We start from the raw sequence: 20,758 nt of genomic DNA on the forward strand, positions 1-20,758 counted from the left end.
GGCGCATCCCAAACTCACCTCGGAACCACCAAATTGTTCGAGACGCTGACCCAGGCTCCTGGCGACAAGATTCTGGCCCTGATGGGCGAATTTGCTGCCGATACCCGCACTGACAAGATCGACCTTGGCGTCGGCGTCTATAAGGACGAGGCGGGCACCACCCCGATCATGTCATCGGTGAAAAAAGCCGAGGCGCGGATTCTGGCTGCCGGCAAGACCAAGACCTATCTGGGCATTGGCGGCAACAAGGGGTTTGGCAGCGCCATTCTCGACCTGTCGCTGGCTGACGCGGTTGACCGCAGCCGGGTGCGCGTGGCACAGGCGCCGGGCGGCACGGGATCGCTGTGGGTGTTGATGCAGCTCGTCAACCGGGCGCGTCCGGGGGCGACGATCTGGGTGTCCGATCCGACCTGGCCGAACCACAAGCCGATCGCTGAAAACGCCGGGCTGAAGGTTGCGACCTACCCCTATTTCGACACCACCACGCGGGGCGTGAAGTTCGCCGAAATGCTGGCGGCGCTCGACAAGCTGACCAAGGACGACGTGGTGCTGCTGCATGGGTGTTGCCACAACCCGACCGGCGCCAACCTGACCAATGCGCAGTGGGACCAGGTGGCGGCAAGCCTTGCCAAAACCGGGGCGCTGCCGTTCATCGACCTGGCCTATCTGGGCTTTGGCGATGGGCTGCTGGAAGATGCCTATGGCACCCGCAAGATCGTGGCTGCGGTTCCCGAAGCGCTGGTGGCGTTTTCCGGCTCGAAGAATTTCGGGCTGTATCGCGAACGCATCGGCGCGGCGATCCTGATCGCGCGCGATGCGGCGCAGGCCGATATCGCCCAGAGCCAGTTGCTCAACGTCATCCGCTCCAGCTATTCGCAGCCACCCGATCATGGTGCGGAAATCATCCGCGTCATCCTTGAGGACAAGGACCTGCGCGCCGAGTGGGAAACCGAGCTGAACGCTATGCGGAACCGGATGATCCGGCTGCGCGAAAAGCTGGCGGATGCGATCCGGGCGAAGTCAAATTCGAAGAATTTCGACTTCATCGCCGCCCATCGCGGCATGTTTTCCCTGCTCGGGCTGCCAAACAGCTTCGTGGAACATGTAAAAGCCGCCAACGGCATCTATATGATTGGTGACAGTCGCATCAATGTCGCGGGTATCCCGGAAGATCGGGTGGGCGACCTGGCTGACGCGTTCATTGCGGCAATCGGCTAAAGCGGTCCTAACGCGCTTGCGGCACAGCGCCGGCGTGTGACACATTTGCCCAAACGGGCGACACAGAATTATTGGAGGAAGTGATGAAGTTCTTCGTGGATACGGCGGAAATCAAGGATATCCGTGAGCTCTATGCAACCGGCCTGCTCGACGGGGTGACCACCAACCCATCGCTGATCGCCAAATCCGGCCGCGACTTCAAGGAAGTCATCGCCGAGATCTGCGCGCTGGTGCCCGGCCCGGTTTCGGCCGAAGTGGCGTCGCTGGAATATGAAGGCATGGTTGCCGAAGGCGAGCATCTCGCCAAGATCGCCTCCAACGTCGTGATCAAGCTGCCGCTGACGCTGAATGGCCTCAAGGCCACCAAGTACTTCTTCGACAAAGGCATCAAGACCAACGTCACGCTGTGCTTTTCGGCCAATCAGGCGCTGCTCGCTGCCAAGGTCGGCGCGACCTATATCTCGCCGTTCCTCGGGCGCCTGGATGACATCAACCTCGATGGCGTCGAGCTGATCGAAAACATCCGCCAGATCTATGACAACTACAATTTCGAAACCCAGATCCTGTCGGCCTCGATCCGTTCGCCGAACCACGTGACCCAGGTTGCACTGGCCGGTTCGGACGTCGCGACCATTCCGCCTGACGTGATCCGCAAGCTGGCCAACCATCCGTTGACCAATGCGGGCATCGAAGGCTTCGTGAAGGACTGGAAAGCTACGGGTCAGTCGATCCTGTAGAGCTTTCTTCCTTCTCCCCTTGCGGGAGAAGGTGCCCGAAGGGCGGATGAAGGGTCTCTTGCGTGCCGTCGTGCATGCGGAGAAAACCCCTCACCCTGAAATTCTGCTGAACGCAGAATTTCTGTCCCTCTCCCTCAAGGGGAGAGGGAAGACCGTGCCACCGGCGCAACTTGAGAGGCGCTACCATGGCCGATACCGAACTTGCTGCTGCGATCAAAGCTGCGCTGGCTGCCGTTGAGATTCCCGGCGGCGGGGACCTGTCAGGGTATGCTGGCCTTTCCGAAATCATTGTGACGCCCTCTGCGGTGGCATTTGCCATTGCGGTGGCGCCCGGCATGGAGGCCGCTTTTGGCCCGGCCCGGGACGCGGCACAACAGGCGACCCAGCGGGTGGCGGGCGCGCGCAAGGTGATGGTATCGCTGACCGGTGGCAAAGCGCCGGCGCAGGCTGCTCCAACCTTTTCGCATGGCAAACCGGTTCCGGCCGGCAAGACGACCGTGGCCGGCGTCAAGCACATTATCGCTGTTGGTTCGGGCAAGGGCGGCGTGGGGAAATCGACCACGGCAGTCAATATCGCGCTGGCGTTGCAGGCCGAGGGATTGCGGGTCGGTGTTCTTGATGCCGATCTTTACGGGCCGTCGATTCCCAAGCTGCTGGGCATCGAGGGGAAGCCGGCGATCCGCGATGACGGGATTTTTTCGCCACATGAGGCCTTTGGGCTGAAGGCGATGTCGATCGGCTCGATGCTGACGCCGGACCAGGCAGTGGTCTGGCGCGGGCCGATGGCAACCTCGGCGCTGCGGCAATTGCTGCGCGAGACCGACTGGGGCGGGCTGGACGTGCTGGTCATCGATCTGCCCCCGGGCACCGGCGATATCCATATTTCGCTGTTCCAGCAGGCGGAAGTGGATGGCGTGGTGATCGTCTCGACGCCGCAGGACCTGGCGCTGATCGATGCCAAGAAGGCCATCGACATGCTGCGCCGGCTCAATGTGCCGCTGCTGGGGCTGGTCGAGAACATGAGCTATTTCATCGCCCCCGATACCGGCAAGCGCTACGATATCTTCGGTCATGGCGGCGCAGAAGCGGCAGCAGCGGCGTTGAAGATGGAATTCCTGGGCGCCGTGCCACTGGTGATGGCGATCCGCGAAACCTCCGACAGCGGCAGACCGGTAATGGCCTCCAATCCATCAGGCGCCGAAGCGGAGGCATTCCGCGCTATCGTCCGAAAGATTTTGGCCTCAACGCCGGGACTGCGCGACTAGCCAATGCTCGGCCCGTGAACGTTATCGGCATTTATGCAATCGATTGCATAAATGCATCGGATCAGCTATTTGCCTTGCCAGTCAGTTTACCCAGGCACAAATCTGCCGGGATTGCGGAGGGGCAATGTTTTCCATCGAGCGCAAGGACTTCGGTCCGGATTTCACCTTTGGCGTGGCCACGGCCGCCTACCAGATCGAGGGTGGACAGACAGATGGCCGCGGCCCCTGCATCTGGGACAGCTTCGCCAAGACGCCGGGCAATGTCATCAACGCCGATGAGGGCTCGGTGGCCTGCGATCATTACAATCGCTGGCCGCAGGATCTGGACCTGATCCGCGATGGAGGCTTTGACGCGTACCGGTTTTCATTTGCCTGGCCACGGCTGATCCCCGGCGGCACTGGTGCAGTCAACCAGGCAGGCGTCGATTATTATGATCGGCTGATCGACGGCATGCTGGAGCGCGGCATCAAGCCTTATGGCACGCTTTACCACTGGGACCTGCCCTCGGCATTGCAGGATCAGGGCGGCTGGATGAACCGCGATATCGCCGGCTGGCTGGGCGATTATGCGTCGCTGGTTGGCAAGAAGTTCGGCGACCGGCTTGCTGCAACGGCAACGATCAACGAGCCGTGGTGCGTGGCGTTCCTCAGCCATTTCCTTGGCGTGCACGCGCCGGGCTATCGCGATATCCGCGCTGCCGCGCGCGCCATGCATCATGTGTTGTTCGCGCATGGCACCGCTATCGACGCGCTGCGCGCCGAAGGGGTGAAGAACCTCGGGATCGTGCTCAACCTCGAGAAGTCTGAAGCAGCCACCGACAAGCCGGAAGACATTGCAGCGGCCAATATCGGGGATGCGCTGTTCAACCGCTGGTATCTGGGCGGGGTGTTCAAGGGCGAATATCCCGAAGAGCTGATCAAGGTGCTCGGTCCGCATATGCCCGACAACTGGCAGCGCGACATGGAAACCGTGTCTCGACCGCTCGACTGGGTCGGGATCAACTATTACACGCGCGGGCTTTATCAGCACGACGCGTCGGTCAACGGCTTTCCGATCAGCCAGGTCAAGGGCCCGCTGGAAAAGACCGAAAGCGGCTGGGAAATCTATCCCAAGGGGCTGGAAGAACTGCTGGTGCGCGTCTCCAGGGAATACACCAAGCTGCCGATCTACGTGACCGAGAACGGCATGGCGGAAGTGGAAGGCGACAATGATCCGCGCCGCGTGTCCTATTATGAGGAACACCTCAAGGCCGTGTTGAATGCGCGGGCGCAGGAGGCAGACGTGCGCGGCTATTTCGCGTGGTCGCTGCTCGACAATTTCGAATGGGCCGAGGGCTATGCCAAGCGCTTCGGTATCGTGCATGTCGACTACAACACGCAGGAACGCACGCCGAAATCGAGCTATCGGGCGTTTCAGGGCATGCTGCATAATTCGAAGTAGGCTGTTGTGTTTTTTCTCCCTCCTGGGGGAGACTGTTTAGTTCGGACTTCTCGTGGGTCTGGTGGGGCCAACTCACCCCCACCCCTGTCCCCTCCCCACAAGGGGGAGGGAGACCTGACTGTTGCTTGGGTTCCTGCGAAAAATCCGCAGTCGTCACGCGCCATTGGCTTTGTCGCCCGGCGCGGGCAATGGTATGTGCAGTGACCCGCACTGGAGCTGCTCATGACCTCTGCAATGATGACCCAAGCCAAGACCAGCCCTGATGCCCCGATGGACAAGGATTGGTGGCGCGGGGCGGTGATTTACCAGATCTATCCCCGCTCCTATCAGGATCAGAACGGCGACGGCGTTGGCGATCTGGCGGGGATTGTCAGCCGGCTGGACTATGTGGCAGATCTCGGCGTGGACGCGATCTGGCTGTCGCCGGTGTTCACCTCGCCGATGAAGGATTTTGGCTATGACGTGTCGGACTACCGCAATATCGATCCGTCGTTCGGCACGCTGGAAGACTTCGACAATCTGCTGAAAAAGGCCCATTCGCTGGGTCTCAAGGTGATCATCGATCAGGTGATTTCCCATTCCTCCGACAAGCATGCCTGGTTTGCCGAAAGCCGGCAGAACCGCACCAATGCGAAGAACGACTGGTATGTGTGGGCCGATCCCAATCCCGATGGCACGCCGCCCAATAACTGGCTGTCGATCTTTGGCGGCTCGGCCTGGAGCTGGGATGGCCGGCGGATGCAGTATTACATGCACAATTTCCTGGTGTCGCAGCCGGACCTGAACTTTCACAATCGCGATGTGCAGGATGCGCTGCTGGACGATATGCGGTTCTGGCTGGGACGTGGAGTGGACGGTTTCCGGCTCGATACGGTGAACTTTTATTTCTGTTCGCTGGGGCTTGAATCCAACCCGGTGGTGAAGGCCGAGGATTTCAATGCTTCGACGGCGCCGGCGGTGAACCCGTATAATTTCCAGGAGCATATCTACGACAAATCGCGCCCGGAAAACCTGGTGTTTCTCGAACGCATCCGGGCGCTGATGGATGAGTTTCCCGGCACCACGACGGTGGGTGAGATCGGCGACAGCCAGCACCAGCTGGAGATCATGGCGCAGTACACGTCGGGCGAAAAACGGCTGCACATGGCCTATACCTTCGATTATCTGGGCGGCGAATTCTCGGCCAGCCACTTCAAGCAAGCGATCCAGACCACGCAGGCCAAAGCGCCGGACGGCTGGATTTGCCTGGCATTTTCCAATCACGATGTGGTCCGCCATGTCAGCCGCTGGTCCCAGCATGGACAGGAAGCGGCGTTTACACGGCTGGCGGCGACGCTGCTGCTGTCGATGCAGGGTTCAGTGTGTCTGTATCAGGGCGAAGAGCTGGGCCTGACTGAGGCGCAACTGGCGTTCGAAGACCTGGTCGATCCCTATGGCATCGAGTTCTGGCCCGAGTTCAAGGGCCGCGACGGCTGCCGTACACCAATGGTCTGGCAGGCGCAGGCGCATCTGGCGGGGTTCTCGGCCGCCACCAAATCCTGGCTGCCAGTACCGGCCGATCATGTGCTCAAGGCCGTTGATCAGCAGGAAGCGGCCAATGACAGCGTGCTGCATTATTACCGTGCCAATCTGGCTTTCCGCAAAAACCATCCCGCACTGAGCAAGGGCGACCTGAGGCTGATCGAGGCGCCAGAAACCGTATTGGCGTTCACCCGCGCCGATGCCGGGGAGATATTGCTGTGCGTATTCAACATGGACGTATCGGAGGCGGTGTTTTCAGTGCCGGCTGGGATGGTGCTGAGTGGGGTGGATGCGCCGGGTGTTACGGCGGTGCCGACTGACGGCGTGATCAAGCTGGGGCCGCTGGAGGCTTATATCGGCAAGGTGGTCTGAGCGGGATCCGCTCAGACCTTCCAGGCTTCGAAGCTGCCGCCGGCGATCATCGCCCAGTAGATGCCATAGCGGCTTTTGTGGCCGACGCGGGCCACCGCGAGGCCGAATTCGACGAATTTGGGGCTGAGCAAGGTGGAGCGATGGCCGGACGAGTGCATCCACCCGTCGATGGCCTGCTCCAGCGTCTTCTGGCCGCCGGCCAGATTTTCGCCCACCGCGCCGATATAGCCGGCATCGGTGACGCGCTGCCGCAAGGTGACACCCAGATTGTGGCTGAGTTCATCCTTGCGGGCCATCAGGTTGGCCTGCGAGCGGGCGGCAGCTTCCAGCGCCACATTGTAGGTCCAGGGCGGCGCGCCATTGGCTTGGCGCACAGCATTGATTTCCAGCAGGATCTGGTCGCGGGTCAGCGCCTCGGGGCGGTTGTCCGGCTGGGGGATGAACCTGGGGATGGTGCCCGAACAGGCGCTGAGCACCCCGGCAGCGCCGAGGACGATGAAGCTGCGGCGAGACAAATCGAGCATGGAAGCAATCCGAATGACATGGTCCGGATTGCATAGGGCAAATCAGCAAGCAACCGAATGGCGTAAACTAACGCCGCTCGGGCCTATTTCAAATTGCAATTCAGCGTGTAGTGCACAGTGTTATCGTGGGTTGCGGCATAGCTGCCGCTGCCGATGATCCCCGCAAAATCACCGGTGCCCGACCCGGCGACGATGTCCCATGAGGAGGTGGCGGTGCCGCCCTCATAAACGCCCTGCTCGAAAATAGTGAAACTGCCGCTTTTGGCGCCGAGCTTGCCCTCAAACAGCAGGTGGCCGGCATAGTGGCAGGTGGCGCCACCTTCGTTATAGGCCATGGCATAGGCGGTCCTGGCGTCGCCGGTCAGATCGCCGGAAAAGACGATGTCGATCCTGGCGATGGTGCCCTTTTGCACCTTGGAATCGTGGTAGGGTTGTTCATCCCAATTGTTATGCTTGATCGTGCCTTTGGCCGTCGTCATGGTCGGCTCCGTTGGATGGGTTTCGGATCGACACTAGGCAAACCGCTTGCACGGGGCTTGTAACTTTGCGACCAAATGATCCGCAGAAGCTCGATCGGCTGACGCGCCCTGCCCGCGGCTTGCTGCATCAGCAGCGCAGTTTCGAACACTTCGAGCTGACCCGGTTCGAACCATCTGAAGCACTGGCGCCCTATGTCGAGAACTACTGGATGATCCTGTGGGACCTGACCGGCAGGCCAGCGTATGACCAGCAGAACCTGTCCCACCCCAGCCAGCATCTGGTGCTCGATCCGCAAGGCCAGACCGGGATTTTTGGGGTATCGAGCGGCACCTTCAACTATCGGCTGGAAGGCTCGGGCCGAGTGCTGGGCACCAAGTTCCGGCCCGGGGCCTTTCGCGGATTTTTCGGCAGACCGGTCAGTGCGTTGACCGACACGTTCGTGCCGGTCGAGGCCGTGTTTGGCCGCGGTGGCGCCGAGCTTGACCGCGAATTTGTGCAACTCAACAATCCGCTAGGGATGGCCGAGCGGATCGAGGATTTGCTGCTGGAGCGGCTGCCGGAATTGGACCCCAAGGCGGCGCGAGCAAGACAGATCGTGGAGGCAATTGCTGCACAGCCGGATGTGTATTCGGTGGCGCAGGTTGCAGCAGAATTTGCCATCACCACCCGCAGCCTGCAGCGGTTGTTCGATACCTATATTGGCGTCAGCCCGAAATGGGTGATCGACCGCTACCGGATGATCGAGGCGGTGGAGGCATTGAACCGGGGCGAGGCGCTGAGCCTGACTGAACTCGCCCACCGGCTGGGCTTTTTCGATCAAGCCCATTTTACCCACACGTTCCAAGCACTGACCGGCACGGCGCCATCGGCGTATCGACAGGCCTAAGCCTGATCGTAGGCACTCAGCAGATGCGGCAGGCAGGCCATCTGCGCCAAAATGGAATTGCCATCGGCCAAGCTCCAGCAGGCCGAGAGCGCGGCGTGGGCGGCAGCCCAGCCGAGGATGCGCTTGCGCGGATAGCCGAGACGTTGCGACAGGATATCGGCGCGCGCGGCAATGCGCCGGGGATCGGCAGCGATGGCTTGGCCACGCTCGGGATTGATAAAGACATTGGCGACTTCGTAGCACGGATCGCCCAGCAGCCCCTTGGGATCGATGGCCAGCCAGCCGCGGTCCGACGACAGGATGTTGTCGTGATGCAGATCGCCGTGCAGCGGGATCATCGCGGTGGGCCGATCAAAGAGTTTGATGGCAACGCCGGTGGCTCGGGCATAAAGGTCGCGCGCGGTATGGGGCCATACGCGCATATCGGTGTCAAACAGGGCCTGAAAGCGATCGCGCAGCGGCATCAGCTCGGGATAGGGTTCGGGGCGGGAGCGGTGCAGGCCGGTGACGATGCTGGCGATGGCGATGGTCGCCTCGTCATCACGGCCGCCACGAGAAGCATCGCCCAGCGGCACGCCATCGAGCCATTCCATGAAAATTGTGTCGCCGTGGCTATCGAAGATGGTCGCGGCGCCCTCCCCGCTATACCAAGCCATCAGCGCGCTGCCCCGGCGCTCATCGACTGCCCCCAAGGGCTTGAGAATCTTGAGGGCCGCAAAGTTGCGCCCGTTCTGCTCGACCTTGAAAATCCAGCTGGTCGCGGTCTCGGCGACCGGCGTTGAGCGGGTCAGGGACCAGCGGATCATGGCGCGGCTGAGCGCGGTTTCGGCGGGCGACTGATTCATCATGCTGGCATTAAAGCAGAATCACCGGATTCGTTCGATATTTCGCGACGAAAACCGAACATGCCGCAGTGGCGGACGCTCGATCTTAACGCTCCGGTAGGGCTGCCGCTTGCCAATCCGGCAACCGTAAAGTCAACATATCCGGGCTGGCAAACCCTTGTTAAAGACCGCCCGTGACATCCTGATATTCGAGGCAGTATCGCGCCCCGGCAGTCGGAGGAACTGACGATGTCGCAAGTGAATATGCATGGCTACGACGCCAACAAGATCGAGGACATCATCGCCAGCGATGAACGTCCCACGCCATTTTCGCGCAAGATATTCAACGGCTTGAGCGGGGCGGTGATCCTGCTGCTCGGGGGCCTGGTCATTCTGGTCGTGGTGCTGTGGAAGGCGCCCTAGGCGATTTTGTAGGCGTCCTTGGCGGCCTGATAGCTGAGGTGCCTGGCGATTTCGAGCGCCGAGCTTTTTGACAGCCGATGTTCGCCCACCCAGTGGGCAAGGAACCCACAGACCTCGCGCCGCCACACATCGTGCCGGGCCGGAATCGACAGCAGCGCCCGGGTGTCGTCGTTGAAGCCGGCCAGGTTGTAGAACCCCGCCGTTTCCAACACCTGATCCAGATAGCGCCGAATGCCCTGCGGGCTATCGTGGAACCACCACGGCGGCCCAACCAGCAGCGAGGGCCAATAGCCGGCCATCGGGGCCAGTTCGCGGGCATAGTTAGTTTCATCGAGCACGAACATGATGATGCGCAGGTTTGGCTCGTTGCCGCAGCGGCCGAGCAGCGCGCGCAGGCCGCCGACATAGTCGGTCGGGCCGGGAATATCGGCGCCCATATCCGGCCCGCGTTCGCCGAAGGTGAGCGGATCGGTATTGCGGCGCGAGCCGGCGTGGATCTGCATCACCATGCCATCCTCGACCGAAAGCAACGCCATTTCAGTGAGCATCTGGGCGCGGAACAGTTCGGCTTCGGCGGCGTCATGCTTGCCGGCCAGAACCTTGTCGAGCAACGCCTGCTTTTCGACCAGGGGCAGATCGGCGGTCATTGCCGTGGGCACGCCATGGTCCGTAGCGACAGCACCGAAGCGGCGGAAAGTTTGCCGGCGCTGGCGGTGGGCGTTGATCAGACCGGCCCAATTGGCTGTGTCTTCGCCGGTGAGTTCGCCGAGTTTTTGCAGGTTCTGGACGATGGCGGCGCGGCTGGGGTCGGTCACATCGTCCGGACGATAGGTGGTGCGCACCCGGCCGATCAGCCCCTGCCCCAGCATGGATTGATGATGGGTCAGCGGATCGAGCGCGAATTCGGTGGTGGCGATGACTTCGACATTGGCGCGATCGAGAATGGCGCGCGGCAGCAGGTCGGGATCACCCAGACGCGCGGCGATCTGGTCATAGATCGCGTCGGCAGTGGCGGAGCTCAATTGGGTGTCGATGCCGAAGGCGAACTGCAGCGAGTGATCGACCCAGAGCCTCGATGGCGTGCCGGCAAACAGGTGATAGTTTGCCGCGAACAGGCGCCAGGCCGTCCGCGGATCGGCAACCGGCTTGCCGTCCTTGCGAGGTACGCCGAGGTCATCATAGCTGAGGCCGCGACTGCGCAGCATGCGCAGCACATAATGGTCCGGCGTCAGGAACAGCGCTGCCGGATCTGCGAAACGCTGGTTATTGGCGAACCAGGACGGATCGGTGTGGCCATGGGGGCTGACAAGCGGCAAATCCTTGACCGCCGGGTAGAGATCGCGGGCAATGGAGCGGGCTGGTTCAGCGGCGGGAAAGAGCCGATCGGCGTGCAGGAACTGGGTCATGGACGGAGTTTGCCACGGTCAAAGCAGTCCGGTCAACATCTTCCATACAAGATTATGGCGCCGCACATTTAATGTAAATTAACTGCAATTGCGGGAAGCTGGCGGGGCTTTTCATCGACGGGCGTACTCTAGAGCTATCGAGACAGTTTCCGGCGTTTTTCGGTTGCTGACCCGTGGTTAGTCCCGGCGTAGGCAGGCGCGGAGCGGCGCAGGCTCGCCCTCAGATGGAGGGATCTGATGGCCAATGTTGATATCGAAGCGGTGCGCAGGCACGCCCGAACCAGCGATCATGTCCAGCGCGCTCACATCATGCTCTATGCCGCCGGCCTGGCATCGCTGACCATTGTCGCGGTAGCGGCAACGATCATGACGACGCTGTTCTGATCAGTGCAGCGTTGGTGGCTTGAGCAGTTCTTCGGCCTGCACTGTGCCGGGCTTGGACGCTGACGCCCAAAAGACGATGTAGAGCACTTCGACGCCCTCCTCATCGACAATCTCGATGCAGCGCGAGGCCTGCGGGCTTTCGCCGGCTTCCACCGCCTTGGCCAGCATGACCTTGCCCACTTCAGCGGCCTGTTCCTGGGCCGCTTCCAGATCCGGCAATTCGGTGCCCAGCGGATCGATGATGAAATCGTCGTCGGTGCGATAGTGGAAGAAGAAACGCGGCACGGCATATTCTCCTGACCAGGGAAAGCGGAAGGGCGACGAGCGCCCTTCCCTTAAACTTACCAGCGCGGTTTATGATCCATCAAGCCGCCCTTGGTGGCCGCGTCGATGGCCGCGAGTTCGTCGGCGGCGAAGTCCATATTGTTCAGAACGCCGAGATTGTCCTTGAGCTGTTCGAGCGTGCGCACGCCGATCAGCGCCGAGGTCATTTCCTTGCGGCGCAGTACCCAGGCCAGAGCCAGCTGGGGCATGGTCTGGCCGCGGGCCTTGGCGATTGCCCCCAGTGGCGCGACGGCAGCCAGGGTTTCCGGCTTGATGTTGTCGGCCTTGAGGAACGGATTGTTCGAGGTGCCGCGCGCACCCTTGGTGTCGCCGGTATTGTACTTGCCGCTGAGGATGCCCTGCGCCAGCGGCGAGAAGGCGATCATGCCGATGCCAAGATCAGCGGCAGCGTCGATGGTCTTGTCGTCCTCGATCCAGCGATTGAGGATGGAATAGCTGGGCTGATGGATAATGCAGGGCACGCCGAGCGATTTGAGGATGGCGTGGGCCTGCCTGGTTTCTTCGCGCGGGTAATTGGAAATGCCGACATAGAGCGTCTTGCCCTGCGCAACCAAGGTTGCCAGCGCGCCCATGGTTTCTTCCAGCGGGGTCTTGGGATCGAAGCGGTGCGAGTAGAAAATGTCGACATAGTCGAGGCCGAGGCGCTTGAGCGACTGATCGGCCGAGGCGATGAGGCTCTTGCGGCTTCCCCATTCGCCATAGGGGCCGGACCACATGTTGTAGCCGGCCTTGGACGAGACGATCAGTTCATCGCGGTAGGGGCGGAAATCGCGGGCCAGCACCTGGCCGAACAGTTCTTCGGCCGAACCCGGAGGGGGGCCGTAATTGTTGGCGAGGTCGAAATGGGTGATGCCGGCATCAAAGGCGGCTCCGAGGATTTCGAAGGCGCCGGGATAGTCGCGGGCACCGCCGAAATTCTGCCAGAGGCCGAGGCTGAGCACCGGCAGCTTCAGACCCGAAGCGCCCGCATTGCGGTATTGCATGGTTTCGTATCGGCCCGGGGCCGCGCGATAGGTCATGGAAAATCCAACATTTGAAATGGCCGCAGGTGGGTCGCGCTTCAGGCGAAGCGGCGGATGGCGACACGGGCAGTCAATGCCATTTCGCCGCCGCCGTCCACCTGCGCAGTCAGATTTTTCGGTCGTTTATTCCAACTGGCGCCTGGCAAAGTATTGGCCGGTCAACGAACCCTTGGCGGCGGCAAGTTGAGTGGGCGTGCCTTCGAACACCACCCTGCCGCCATCCTGCCCGGCCCCGGGGCCAAGATCGATGACCCAATCGGCGCGGGCGATGACATCGAGATTGTGCTCGATGACGATGACCGAGGAGCCGGCATCGACCAGCCGATCGAACAGGCCGATCAGGGTATCGACATCGTGCATGTGAAGGCCGGTGGTGGGTTCATCGAGCACATAGATATTGCCGGATTTTCCGAGTTCGGCGGCCAGTTTCAGGCGCTGGCGTTCACCACCGGAGAGCGTCGAGAGCGGCTGACCAAGGGTGAGATAGCCCAGACCGACATCGACGAGCCCTCGCAAGATTTTGGCGATGGCGGGCTCGCTGAAAAACTCGGCGGCGTCGGCGACCGCGAGGTCGTAGACCTGCGAAATATCCTTGCCGCGCAGCTTGTGCTCCAGCACCACGTCGGTGAAGCGTTTGCCATCGCAGGTTTCGCAAACCGTGACGATGGGGTCGAGATGGGCCAGATCGGTATAGGTGACGCCCAAGCCATTGCAGTCCGGGCAGGCCCCTTTGGAATTGGCGCTGAACAGGGCGGCATCGACGCCGTTAGCCTTGGCGAAGGCCTTGCGGACATTGTCGAGAATGCCGGTATAGGTGGCGGTGTTGGAGCGGCGCGAACCGCGCGCCAGGTTCTGATCAATGACCACCGTGTCGGGATAATTCTGCGGCAGGTAGGTCTGGATCAGCGAGGTTTTGCCCGAGCCGGCCACGCCGGTTACGGCCGTCAGCACACCGCGCGGAATATCCACACTGACATTCTTGAGGTTGTTGATGCTGGCATTGGCGATCTTGAGCGTGCCATCGGGTTTGCGCACGGCGGTCTTGGTCGCCTGGTGCTGGCGCATGTGATTGCCGGTCAAGGTGCCGGATTTGAGCAGGCCCGCGAAATCGCCCTGGTAGACGATTTCACCGCCCTTGGAGCCAGCAAACGGACCAATGTCCACCACATGGTCGGCAATGGCAATCATGTCGGGCTTGTGCTCAACGATCAGCACGGTGTTGCCCTTGTCGCGGAGTTGCTGCATCAGCCCGGCAAGGCGACCGACGTCATGGGGATGCAGGCCGACCGAGGGTTCATCGAACACATAGGTGATGTCGGTCAGCGACGAACCAAGATGCCGCACCATCTTGACGCGCTGGCTTTCGCCGCCGGACAGGGTCGAGCTTTCGCGATCCAGGCTCAGATAGCCCAGACCGATGGTCACCAGATTTTTGAGCCGCAGCGCCAGCGCGTCGAGCATTGGCCCAACCTGTGGCGCCTTGATGGTGCGGACCAGGTCCGCCAGATCGCTGACCTGCATGGCCGAGAGTTCGGCGATGTTGTGGCCCTCGATCCTGCTGTTCAGCGCTGCTTGATTGAGGCGCGCACCTTTGCACGCCGGACAGGAGGCACGGGTGAAGATGCGCTCGTATTCGAGCCGCACATGAGGCTGCAACGATTCCGGGTCCTTGCTGCCCAGCCCCTTCTTGAGCTTGGCGACGATACCCTCATAGGTCAGGCCGATCTTGCCGACCTTGATCTTGCGGCCATCATCGAGGTGGAGCAGGTTCTGGCGTTCTTCGGCAGTGAATTTGCCGATCGGCTTGTCCATGTCGAACAGGCCAGAATTCTTGTAGATTTCCCAGTACCAGGTATCGACGGCGTAATCCTTGGGCAGCAAGGCGCCGTTGTTGAGCGATCTGGTTTCATCGATCACGGCGGCCATGTTCATGGCGGCGACCTGCCCGATGCCTTCGCAATCGGGGCACATGCCGCGCGGATCGTTGTAGGAATAGAGGCCGGGCGAGCCGAGCCGGGGTTCGGCCAGCCGAGAAAACAGCACGCGCAGCATCTGCGCCGCATCGGTCACTGTGGCAACCGTGGAGCGCGAATTGCCACCCAACCGCTGCTGATCGACGATGATGGCCGCAGAGATGTTTTCGAGGCTATCCGCATCGGGCTGGCCGTAATGCGGCATGAATTGCTGCACGAAAGCCGGATAGGTCTCGTTGATCAGGCGCTGGCTTTCCGCCGCGATAGTGCCGAACACCAGCGAGGATTTTCCCGACCCCGAAACGCCGGTGAACACCGTGATCTTGCGCTTGGGGATGTCGAGCGAAACATCCTTGAGGTTGTTTTCGCGAGCGCCGCGGATGTGGATCGAGCCGTACATGAGGCCTCATCTGCTGGAGGGGAAGTGGCAGGTTCGCAAGCGGCGCGCTGACATTCAAGCCGGCATCTTCGACCCAGTCATCAAATGTCACCGCTGCTGACATGTCGTGTCAGCAGTGCGGGTTTCGACAGTGCAGGGATGGTTTTTGCAAACGATGGTGCCGCAACTCACAGCGTGGCGCTTGATTCCAAAAGGTTTTTTACCTGCGGCAGCGATAGAAATGTTTTTTACTCAGAAAAACCGCAAGCCGGATTGCAATCGTCAATTTACATGATAACGTTTCATCTTACTTGATTATGCACTCCGCAATGGAGGCTCAAGGAGGGAGGACTACGAATGTCTATGGAATTCAATCTGGGCGGCATCAGCCGCCGTGCGCTGCTGGCCGCTGCGGCTGCGACTGCGCTGCTGGGCTTTGCGTCGAGTGCCATGGCCGCCCCAACGGGCGAGCTGGTGCTGCTCAACTGGAATGGCGGTTCGGATCTCGATCTGATCGTGCAGATGGAAGACGCCTTCGTCGCGGCCAATCCCGGCGTGACTTTCAAGAACGTCACCGTGACCGGGACCGGCGATATGCGCGGCGCTATCCGCACCGGGCTGCTCGGCGGCCAGACCGCTGACCTTTTGATCAACGCCTGGCCGGCTTTCCGCAAGGAACTGGCCGACGCCGGCCTGCTACGCGATCTGGGCCCGATGTGGGACGCTAACAAGCTCAGCGACAACCTGGCCGATACGTGGAAGGCCCAGGGCACTTCGGACGGCGTGCTTTATGGCATTACCCACACCTATGGCGACCGTTCGGCGCTGTATTACAACAAGAAGGATTTCGATCAGGCCGGCATCACCCCGCCCACCACCTGGGACGAGTTCCTCGCCAGCTTTGCCAAGCTCAAGGCGATCAACGTCACCCCGATCGGGCTGGGCGCAAAAGTCTGGTCGCATGGCGAATTCTTTGAAACGCTGCTGCTGCGCACGGCGGGGACCGAAGTTGCTGCCAAACTGGCGAAGCACGAAATCGCCTGGACCGACGATGCGGTGAAGGCGACGCTGCGCAAGTGGCGCGAACTGATCGATGCCGGAGCGTTCGGCGACATGAGCGTGGCCCTGGCCAGCGATGACGGCATGATGACCGACAACGTGCTCAAGGCAGGCACCTATGGCTCGCACCTGATCGGGCCATGGACCAATGCCTATGCCAAGGCGACCTTGGGCCTGAAGGAAGGCGTGGATTATTCGATCTACCAGTTCCCGGCGATGGGCGACGGCCACGACGACACGTCGAGCATCGACACCAACGAGTTCCTGGGCCTGAGCTCAGGCGCCAATCCGGAAGCCGCAGACGCGTTCCTTGCCTGGCTGACCACCGCTGATGCAGCCAATCTGATTGCCAAATCCGGCAAGGCCTCGCCGAGCAACAAGGTCGATACCTCGCTCTACGGCCCTGTGCTCCAGGTTGCCGTCGAAAATGTCGCCAAGTCCAAATTGCAGTTTGTGCTTGGTGATCTGCTGCCGGGTGATCTGGTCGACGAGTACCGCGTGCAGTTGCAGAAGTTCCTGCTTGATCCAAGCGATGCCGGCATCGACGCAGTGACCGCCGCCATCGAAGCAAAAGCGGCAACGGCATACTGATGACCAACCTCTCCCCCGCCCAGCCGGGCGCGGGGGATATTGCCTCCGGCACCTCCCAGGGCAGTGGCCAGCGCAAGCTGGCCGCTGCTTGGAAGTTCAGCCTTGGCGATGTCCCATCCGCTTATCTGCTCCTGGCACCGGTCCTGATCCTGTTCGCCTTCTCGGTGCTTTATCCGCTGATCGACACGATCCGGCTCAGCCTGTTCGACATCAAGGGCCTGGGGAAACCCAAATTTATCGGAGTGGGCAATTACCTGGCACTGTTTGCCGACCCCAATTTCCGGCAGGTGATCTCAACCACGGTGATCTGGACACTGGCGACGACGACCTTGTCGGTGGGCATCGGCTGGGCCTTCGCGCTGATCTGCTCATTCTCGCCACGCGCCACGCTGATCCCGCGCATCATCGTGTTTTCCGCGTTCGGCATTTCCGAAGCAGTGACTGGCTATATCTGGGCCGGTATCTTCCGGCCCGATGCCGGCGGCATGCTCAATTCCATCATTCATACCGTGGGCCTTGCTCCGCAGCCCTGGCTTGGCACGTCCTCGACCGCGCTTTGGGCGCTGATCGTTGCCTATTCCTGGGCACAGGTCGGACTGCCGCTGATCGTGATCTTTGCCGCCGCACAGGCGGTGCCGACCTCGACGATCGAGGCGGCCTATATCGACGGGGCGCGTCCACTCTCCATCATGCGCCACATCATCGCGCCGCTGTCGATGTCGGGCGTGCGCGTCGCCATTTTCATCAATCTGCTGGGGAGCCTGCGCGCCTTTGACATGATCTTCGTGTTGACGGCAGGCGGGCCGGTGCGCTCCACCGAGACAGTGGGCTATTTCATGTATCGAGAGTCGTTCACCCAGTTCAAACTGGGCTACGGCGCGGCCGCCACGATGATCCTCTTGGCAGCCGTGCTGGTGGTTTCGATCCCCGCCATCATCCAGCGTACGGCGACAGTCCGATGATCGGCCGCCCCCCCGCCTGGATTGCTATCGTCGCCTGGGTCGGCTGCCTGTTCTGGGCCATACCAATCCTGGGCATTCTTATCACCTCGGTCCGCCCGCCCGTTGAAGTGGTGTTCGGCTGGTGGTCGACGGCAAAAATCAGCTTCACCCTGGAAGCCTGGACCACGATCTGGACCAAGTATCCGTTGGCCAAAGGCATCCTGGTGTCTGCCGAGCTGGCGGGCCTGGCGACCCTGGGCACCATGTTGCTGTCTCCCGCCGCCGCCTTCGCCTTCCAGTTCCTGAAGTTCCCGTTCCGGCGGACGCTGCTGGTGATCATCATCAATGCGTTTGTGCTGCCGCAGCAGGTGATCATCATCCCGCTGTTCCAGCTGTGGCGCTCGACCGGGATGATCGACAATATCCTTGCGGTGCTGATCCCCTATATCGGGCTGAGCTTTGCCTGGTCGGTATTTCTGGTGAAAAACTTCCTTGAGGATTTCCCAAAGGACCTGATCGAAGCGGCGCGGATCGACGGCTGCGGAGCGCTCTCCACCTTCTTCCGCATCGTGCTGCCGAATTCGCTCAGCCCGATCTTTGCGGTGGGCATCCTGCAGTTTCTGTTCTGCTGGAACGCCCTGCTGTTGCCGCTGCTGTTCCTGCGGACGCAGACGCCATTGCCGGTGCTGTTTGTCAGCATCGCCGGCACGCGCGACATGAATTTTCACCTGCAGGCCGTGGCGGCCATCGTCACCACGGCCGTCCCTCTGGCCATCTTCATTATCTTCCAACGTCAATTCGCCACGGGTTCGATGAACCGCAGCGGCAGCAAGGAATAGTCATGCCTACCCATCAGCCGATCAAGCCACTGCGCTACCGCCAGATCCATCTCGATTTCCACACCTCCGAGCACATTCCCGGGATCGGCGCCGAGTTCGACGCAGCGGATTTCGTCGCCACGCTCAAGGCCGCGCATGTGGATTCGATCACCATTTTTGCCAAGTGCCACCATGGCTGGTCGTATTACCCCACCACTATCGGCTTTCCGCATCCGCAGCTTGCCCGCCCCGACCTGATGGGCGAAATGGTCAAGGCCTGCGCTGCCGCCGACATCGAAACGCCGATCTATATTACCGTGCAATGGGACGAGCGTTCGGCCCGCGAGCGGCCGGAATGGCGGTTGGTCAGCGCCGATCGCGGCAGTATTCACAATGCACCCGTATCGGACGTTTCCGATCTCAAGCAGTTGAGCCCGCTGTGGCACACCATCTGCCTCAACCACAAGGAATACCGCGACTATGTGCTGGCGCAGGCGCGCGAAGTCGCCCAGCGTTACCCAACACAGGGGCTGTTCTTCGACATCGTCGGCACCTGGGGTTGCGTGTGCAGCCAGTGCCTCAAGAGCATGGAAGCCAAGGGGCTAGATCCGGAACTGGCCAGCGACCGGCTGATCAATGATGAAGCGGTCAACGAGCAGTTCCGCCAGGAAATCAGCACCGCGCTGTTTGCCGAATTCCCGGGCCTGCGGGTGTTCTATAATGTCGGGCACATCCACAAGCAGGGCAAGCAGCGGTTCTCGACCTATACCCATCTGGAACTTGAAAGCCTGCCGACGGGCGGGTGGGGTTATGACCACTTCCCCTCCAGCGCCCGCTATGCCGCGCCGATGGGCTTCGATTTTCTCGGGCAGACCGGCAAGTTTCACACCTCGTGGGGCGAGTTCGGCGGCTTCAAGCAGCCACAGGCGCTGGAATACGAGGTTATGCAAATGGCCTCGCTGGGCGCCAAATGCCTGGTGGGCGATCAGTTGCACGCCAATGGCGCGATCAATCACGATACCTATAAATCCATCGCCCCGGCCTATGCGCGGCTGGAGCAGATGGAGCCGTTCCTGAGGGGCGCCAAGCAGATTTCGGACATTGCCATTCTGGCGGCCGAGCATTTTCATCCGGGCACCAGCCGTAACCATGCCAGCGACGATGGCGCGGCACAGATGCTGCTGGAACTGAAGCGCCCGTTTGACGTGCTCGATGGCTTTTCGGACTTCAGCCCGTATCGGCTGATCATCCTGCCCGACGACGTTCCGGTGGGACCCGAACTGCGCACCAAGCTGGAAGCCTATCGCTCCAAGGGTGGCAAGCTGCTGCTGTCGGGGCGGTCGGGCCTTGATCCGGCAGGCAAGATACTGGCGCTCGATCTGGGGATAATCCGCCAGGACCAGCAGGTGGGCTATACGCCATCCTATATCCGGATGACGGATCACGGGCTCGATGCCAGCCTGCCTGAAGCACCGTTCATTGCCTATGGCACAGCGGAGACGGTTTCACTGGCAGGAGCAGTCGGGTTCGGGGAAATCTTGCCGCCGTATTTCCAGCGCTCCTACAAGCACTTTTCGTCGCACCAGCACGCGCCCGATAACCCGGCGGCCAAGCCGCTGGGCGTGGTGGCCACCGAGTTCAATGGTATTGGCTATATCGCCTACCCGATCTTTTCGATGTACCACGGCGGCGGACAGCCGCTGTACAAGTACCTGGTGCGAGGCCTGCTGGCGCGGCTTGTGCCAGACCAGGCCTTCACCACCGATCTGCCCTCGGGTGGTCGGGCGACCGTCACCTACCAGGCCGATCAAGACCGTCATGTGCTGCATCTGCTCTATGGCGCGCCTCAGGTGCGCGGCAAGGGCATCCCCAGTCTTGATGGCAGCGTGCGCCAGATGGAAATGATCGAGGACGTGCCCGCGCTGGGTCCGGTGACGGCGACAGTGCGGCTCAAATCCAAACCACGTCGGGTTTACGACGCCGCCAGTGGACAGGATATCGCGTATTCAACGGGAGCGGATGGCGGCGTGACACTGACGGTTCCGAGCCTGCATATCCATCGCGCCGTGGTTATCGACGGCGGCGCCTGAAACCGGCAGAAATCCGGGCAGAAGGCGCAGCGTCCTGCTGACGCGGCGCCTTCTGGCGG

General features: G+C 61.3%; 19 protein-coding genes. 12 read left to right on the forward strand and 7 right to left on the reverse strand.

All coding sequences use genetic code 11. From position 1 onward, the window contains the following. Positions 1 to 33 precede the first annotated feature (33 nt). From ABIT12_RS11235 to ABIT12_RS11255, 5 genes are all read left to right on the forward strand, one after another. Positions 34 to 1,218 carry an amino acid aminotransferase gene (locus ABIT12_RS11235; RefSeq protein ID WP_348042743.1) on the forward strand — a complete coding sequence of 395 codons (1,185 nt, stop codon included), beginning with the start codon at positions 34 to 36 and terminating at the stop codon, positions 1,216 to 1,218. Between the two features lie 83 nt (positions 1,219 to 1,301). After that, positions 1,302 to 1,955: a fructose-6-phosphate aldolase gene (gene fsa, locus ABIT12_RS11240; protein ID WP_348042744.1), complete on the forward strand. Its 654-nt coding sequence runs from the start codon at positions 1,302 to 1,304 to the stop codon at positions 1,953 to 1,955. 185 nt (positions 1,956 to 2,140) lie between these two features. After that, complete coding sequence (locus tag ABIT12_RS11245) at positions 2,141 to 3,220, forward strand: Mrp/NBP35 family ATP-binding protein (RefSeq protein WP_348042745.1); 1,080 nt, start codon at positions 2,141 to 2,143, stop codon at positions 3,218 to 3,220. A 124-nt stretch (positions 3,221 to 3,344) separates the two neighbouring features. After that, entirely contained in the window at positions 3,345 to 4,661 is a 1,317-nt protein-coding gene (locus ABIT12_RS11250; RefSeq protein ID WP_348042746.1) for a GH1 family beta-glucosidase, read from the forward strand. Between the two features lie 222 nt (positions 4,662 to 4,883). Then, complete coding sequence (locus tag ABIT12_RS11255; protein ID WP_348042747.1) at positions 4,884 to 6,554, forward strand: alpha-glucosidase family protein; 1,671 nt, start codon at positions 4,884 to 4,886, stop codon at positions 6,552 to 6,554. A gap of 11 nt (positions 6,555 to 6,565) precedes the next feature. Here ABIT12_RS11255 and ABIT12_RS11260 read toward each other — a convergent pair whose 3' ends face one another. Then, positions 6,566 to 7,078 (reverse strand): CAP domain-containing protein, encoded by a 513-nt coding sequence (locus ABIT12_RS11260; RefSeq protein ID WP_348042748.1) that lies wholly within the window; start codon positions 7,076 to 7,078, stop codon positions 6,566 to 6,568. 83 nt (positions 7,079 to 7,161) lie between these two features. Beyond that, the gene (locus ABIT12_RS11265) at positions 7,162 to 7,557 is read right to left on the reverse strand and encodes a DUF3224 domain-containing protein (RefSeq protein WP_348042749.1); all 396 of its coding nucleotides are present in this window, start codon (positions 7,555 to 7,557) and stop codon (positions 7,162 to 7,164) included. Positions 7,558 to 7,622: 65 nt separating this feature from the next. On the opposite strand from ABIT12_RS11265, the gene ABIT12_RS11270 reads away from it, so the two are divergent. Continuing rightward, positions 7,623 to 8,444 (forward strand): helix-turn-helix domain-containing protein, encoded by an 822-nt coding sequence (locus ABIT12_RS11270; RefSeq protein ID WP_348042750.1) that lies wholly within the window; start codon positions 7,623 to 7,625, stop codon positions 8,442 to 8,444. Here ABIT12_RS11270 and ABIT12_RS11275 read toward each other — a convergent pair. Then, positions 8,441 to 9,289, reverse strand: coding sequence for an aminoglycoside phosphotransferase family protein (locus tag ABIT12_RS11275; RefSeq protein ID WP_348063344.1), 849 nt, complete (start codon positions 9,287 to 9,289; stop codon positions 8,441 to 8,443). The two genes, ABIT12_RS11270 and ABIT12_RS11275, sit on opposite strands and share 4 nt — an antisense overlap. A 228-nt stretch (positions 9,290 to 9,517) precedes the next feature. Between ABIT12_RS11275 and ABIT12_RS11280 the strand changes: the two genes are divergently transcribed. Next, on the forward strand, positions 9,518 to 9,691 hold the full coding sequence (locus tag ABIT12_RS11280; protein WP_348042752.1) for a hypothetical protein: 174 nt from the start codon (positions 9,518 to 9,520) through the stop codon (positions 9,689 to 9,691). On the opposite strand, the gene uxaC is transcribed toward ABIT12_RS11280, so the two are convergent. Then, the gene (gene uxaC / locus ABIT12_RS11285) at positions 9,688 to 11,097 is read right to left on the reverse strand and encodes a glucuronate isomerase (protein WP_348042753.1); all 1,410 of its coding nucleotides are present in this window, start codon (positions 11,095 to 11,097) and stop codon (positions 9,688 to 9,690) included. The two genes, ABIT12_RS11280 and uxaC, sit on opposite strands and share 4 nt — an antisense overlap. Positions 11,098 to 11,334: 237 nt before the next feature. Here uxaC and ABIT12_RS11290 point away from each other — a divergent pair, with 237 nt between their 5' ends. Beyond that, positions 11,335 to 11,481 (forward strand): hypothetical protein, encoded by a 147-nt coding sequence (locus ABIT12_RS11290; protein WP_348042754.1) that lies wholly within the window; start codon positions 11,335 to 11,337, stop codon positions 11,479 to 11,481. Here ABIT12_RS11290 and ABIT12_RS11295 read toward each other — a convergent pair whose 3' ends face one another. The 3 genes from ABIT12_RS11295 to ABIT12_RS11305 all read right to left on the reverse strand — a co-directional run bounded on the left by ABIT12_RS11295 (position 11,482) and on the right by ABIT12_RS11305 (position 15,221). Then, entirely contained in the window at positions 11,482 to 11,766 is a 285-nt protein-coding gene (locus ABIT12_RS11295) for a DUF6894 family protein (protein WP_348042755.1), read from the reverse strand. 56 nt (positions 11,767 to 11,822) lie between these two features. Continuing rightward, positions 11,823 to 12,845: an aldo/keto reductase gene (locus ABIT12_RS11300; protein ID WP_348042756.1), complete on the reverse strand. Its 1,023-nt coding sequence runs from the start codon at positions 12,843 to 12,845 to the stop codon at positions 11,823 to 11,825. Positions 12,846 to 12,971: 126 nt separating this feature from the next. Further along, positions 12,972 to 15,221, reverse strand: coding sequence for an excinuclease ABC subunit UvrA (locus ABIT12_RS11305; RefSeq protein ID WP_348042757.1), 2,250 nt, complete (start codon positions 15,219 to 15,221; stop codon positions 12,972 to 12,974). Positions 15,222 to 15,557: 336 nt separating this feature from the next. Between ABIT12_RS11305 and ABIT12_RS11310 the strand changes: the two genes are divergently transcribed. From ABIT12_RS11310 to ABIT12_RS11325, 4 genes are read left to right on the forward strand one after another with little or no spacing between them, the layout of a single operon-like run. Beyond that, the gene (locus tag ABIT12_RS11310; RefSeq protein WP_348042758.1) at positions 15,558 to 16,850 is read left to right on the forward strand and encodes an extracellular solute-binding protein; all 1,293 of its coding nucleotides are present in this window, start codon (positions 15,558 to 15,560) and stop codon (positions 16,848 to 16,850) included. After that, positions 16,850 to 17,812, forward strand: coding sequence for a sugar ABC transporter permease (locus ABIT12_RS11315; RefSeq protein WP_348042759.1), 963 nt, complete (start codon positions 16,850 to 16,852; stop codon positions 17,810 to 17,812). Before ABIT12_RS11310 ends, ABIT12_RS11315 begins: the two co-directional genes overlap by 1 nt. After that, positions 17,809 to 18,630: a carbohydrate ABC transporter permease gene (locus ABIT12_RS11320; protein ID WP_348042760.1), complete on the forward strand. Its 822-nt coding sequence runs from the start codon at positions 17,809 to 17,811 to the stop codon at positions 18,628 to 18,630. The genes ABIT12_RS11315 and ABIT12_RS11320 overlap by 4 nt, the downstream gene beginning before the upstream one ends. Before the next feature lie 2 nt (positions 18,631 to 18,632). Then, positions 18,633 to 20,699 (forward strand): alpha-amylase family protein, encoded by a 2,067-nt coding sequence (locus ABIT12_RS11325; RefSeq protein ID WP_348042761.1) that lies wholly within the window; start codon positions 18,633 to 18,635, stop codon positions 20,697 to 20,699. The last annotated feature ends 59 nt before the right edge of the window (positions 20,700 to 20,758 follow it).

This window comes from Devosia sp. (genome assembly GCF_039927955.1).
Taxonomy (GTDB): domain Bacteria; phylum Pseudomonadota; class Alphaproteobacteria; order Rhizobiales; family Devosiaceae; genus Devosia.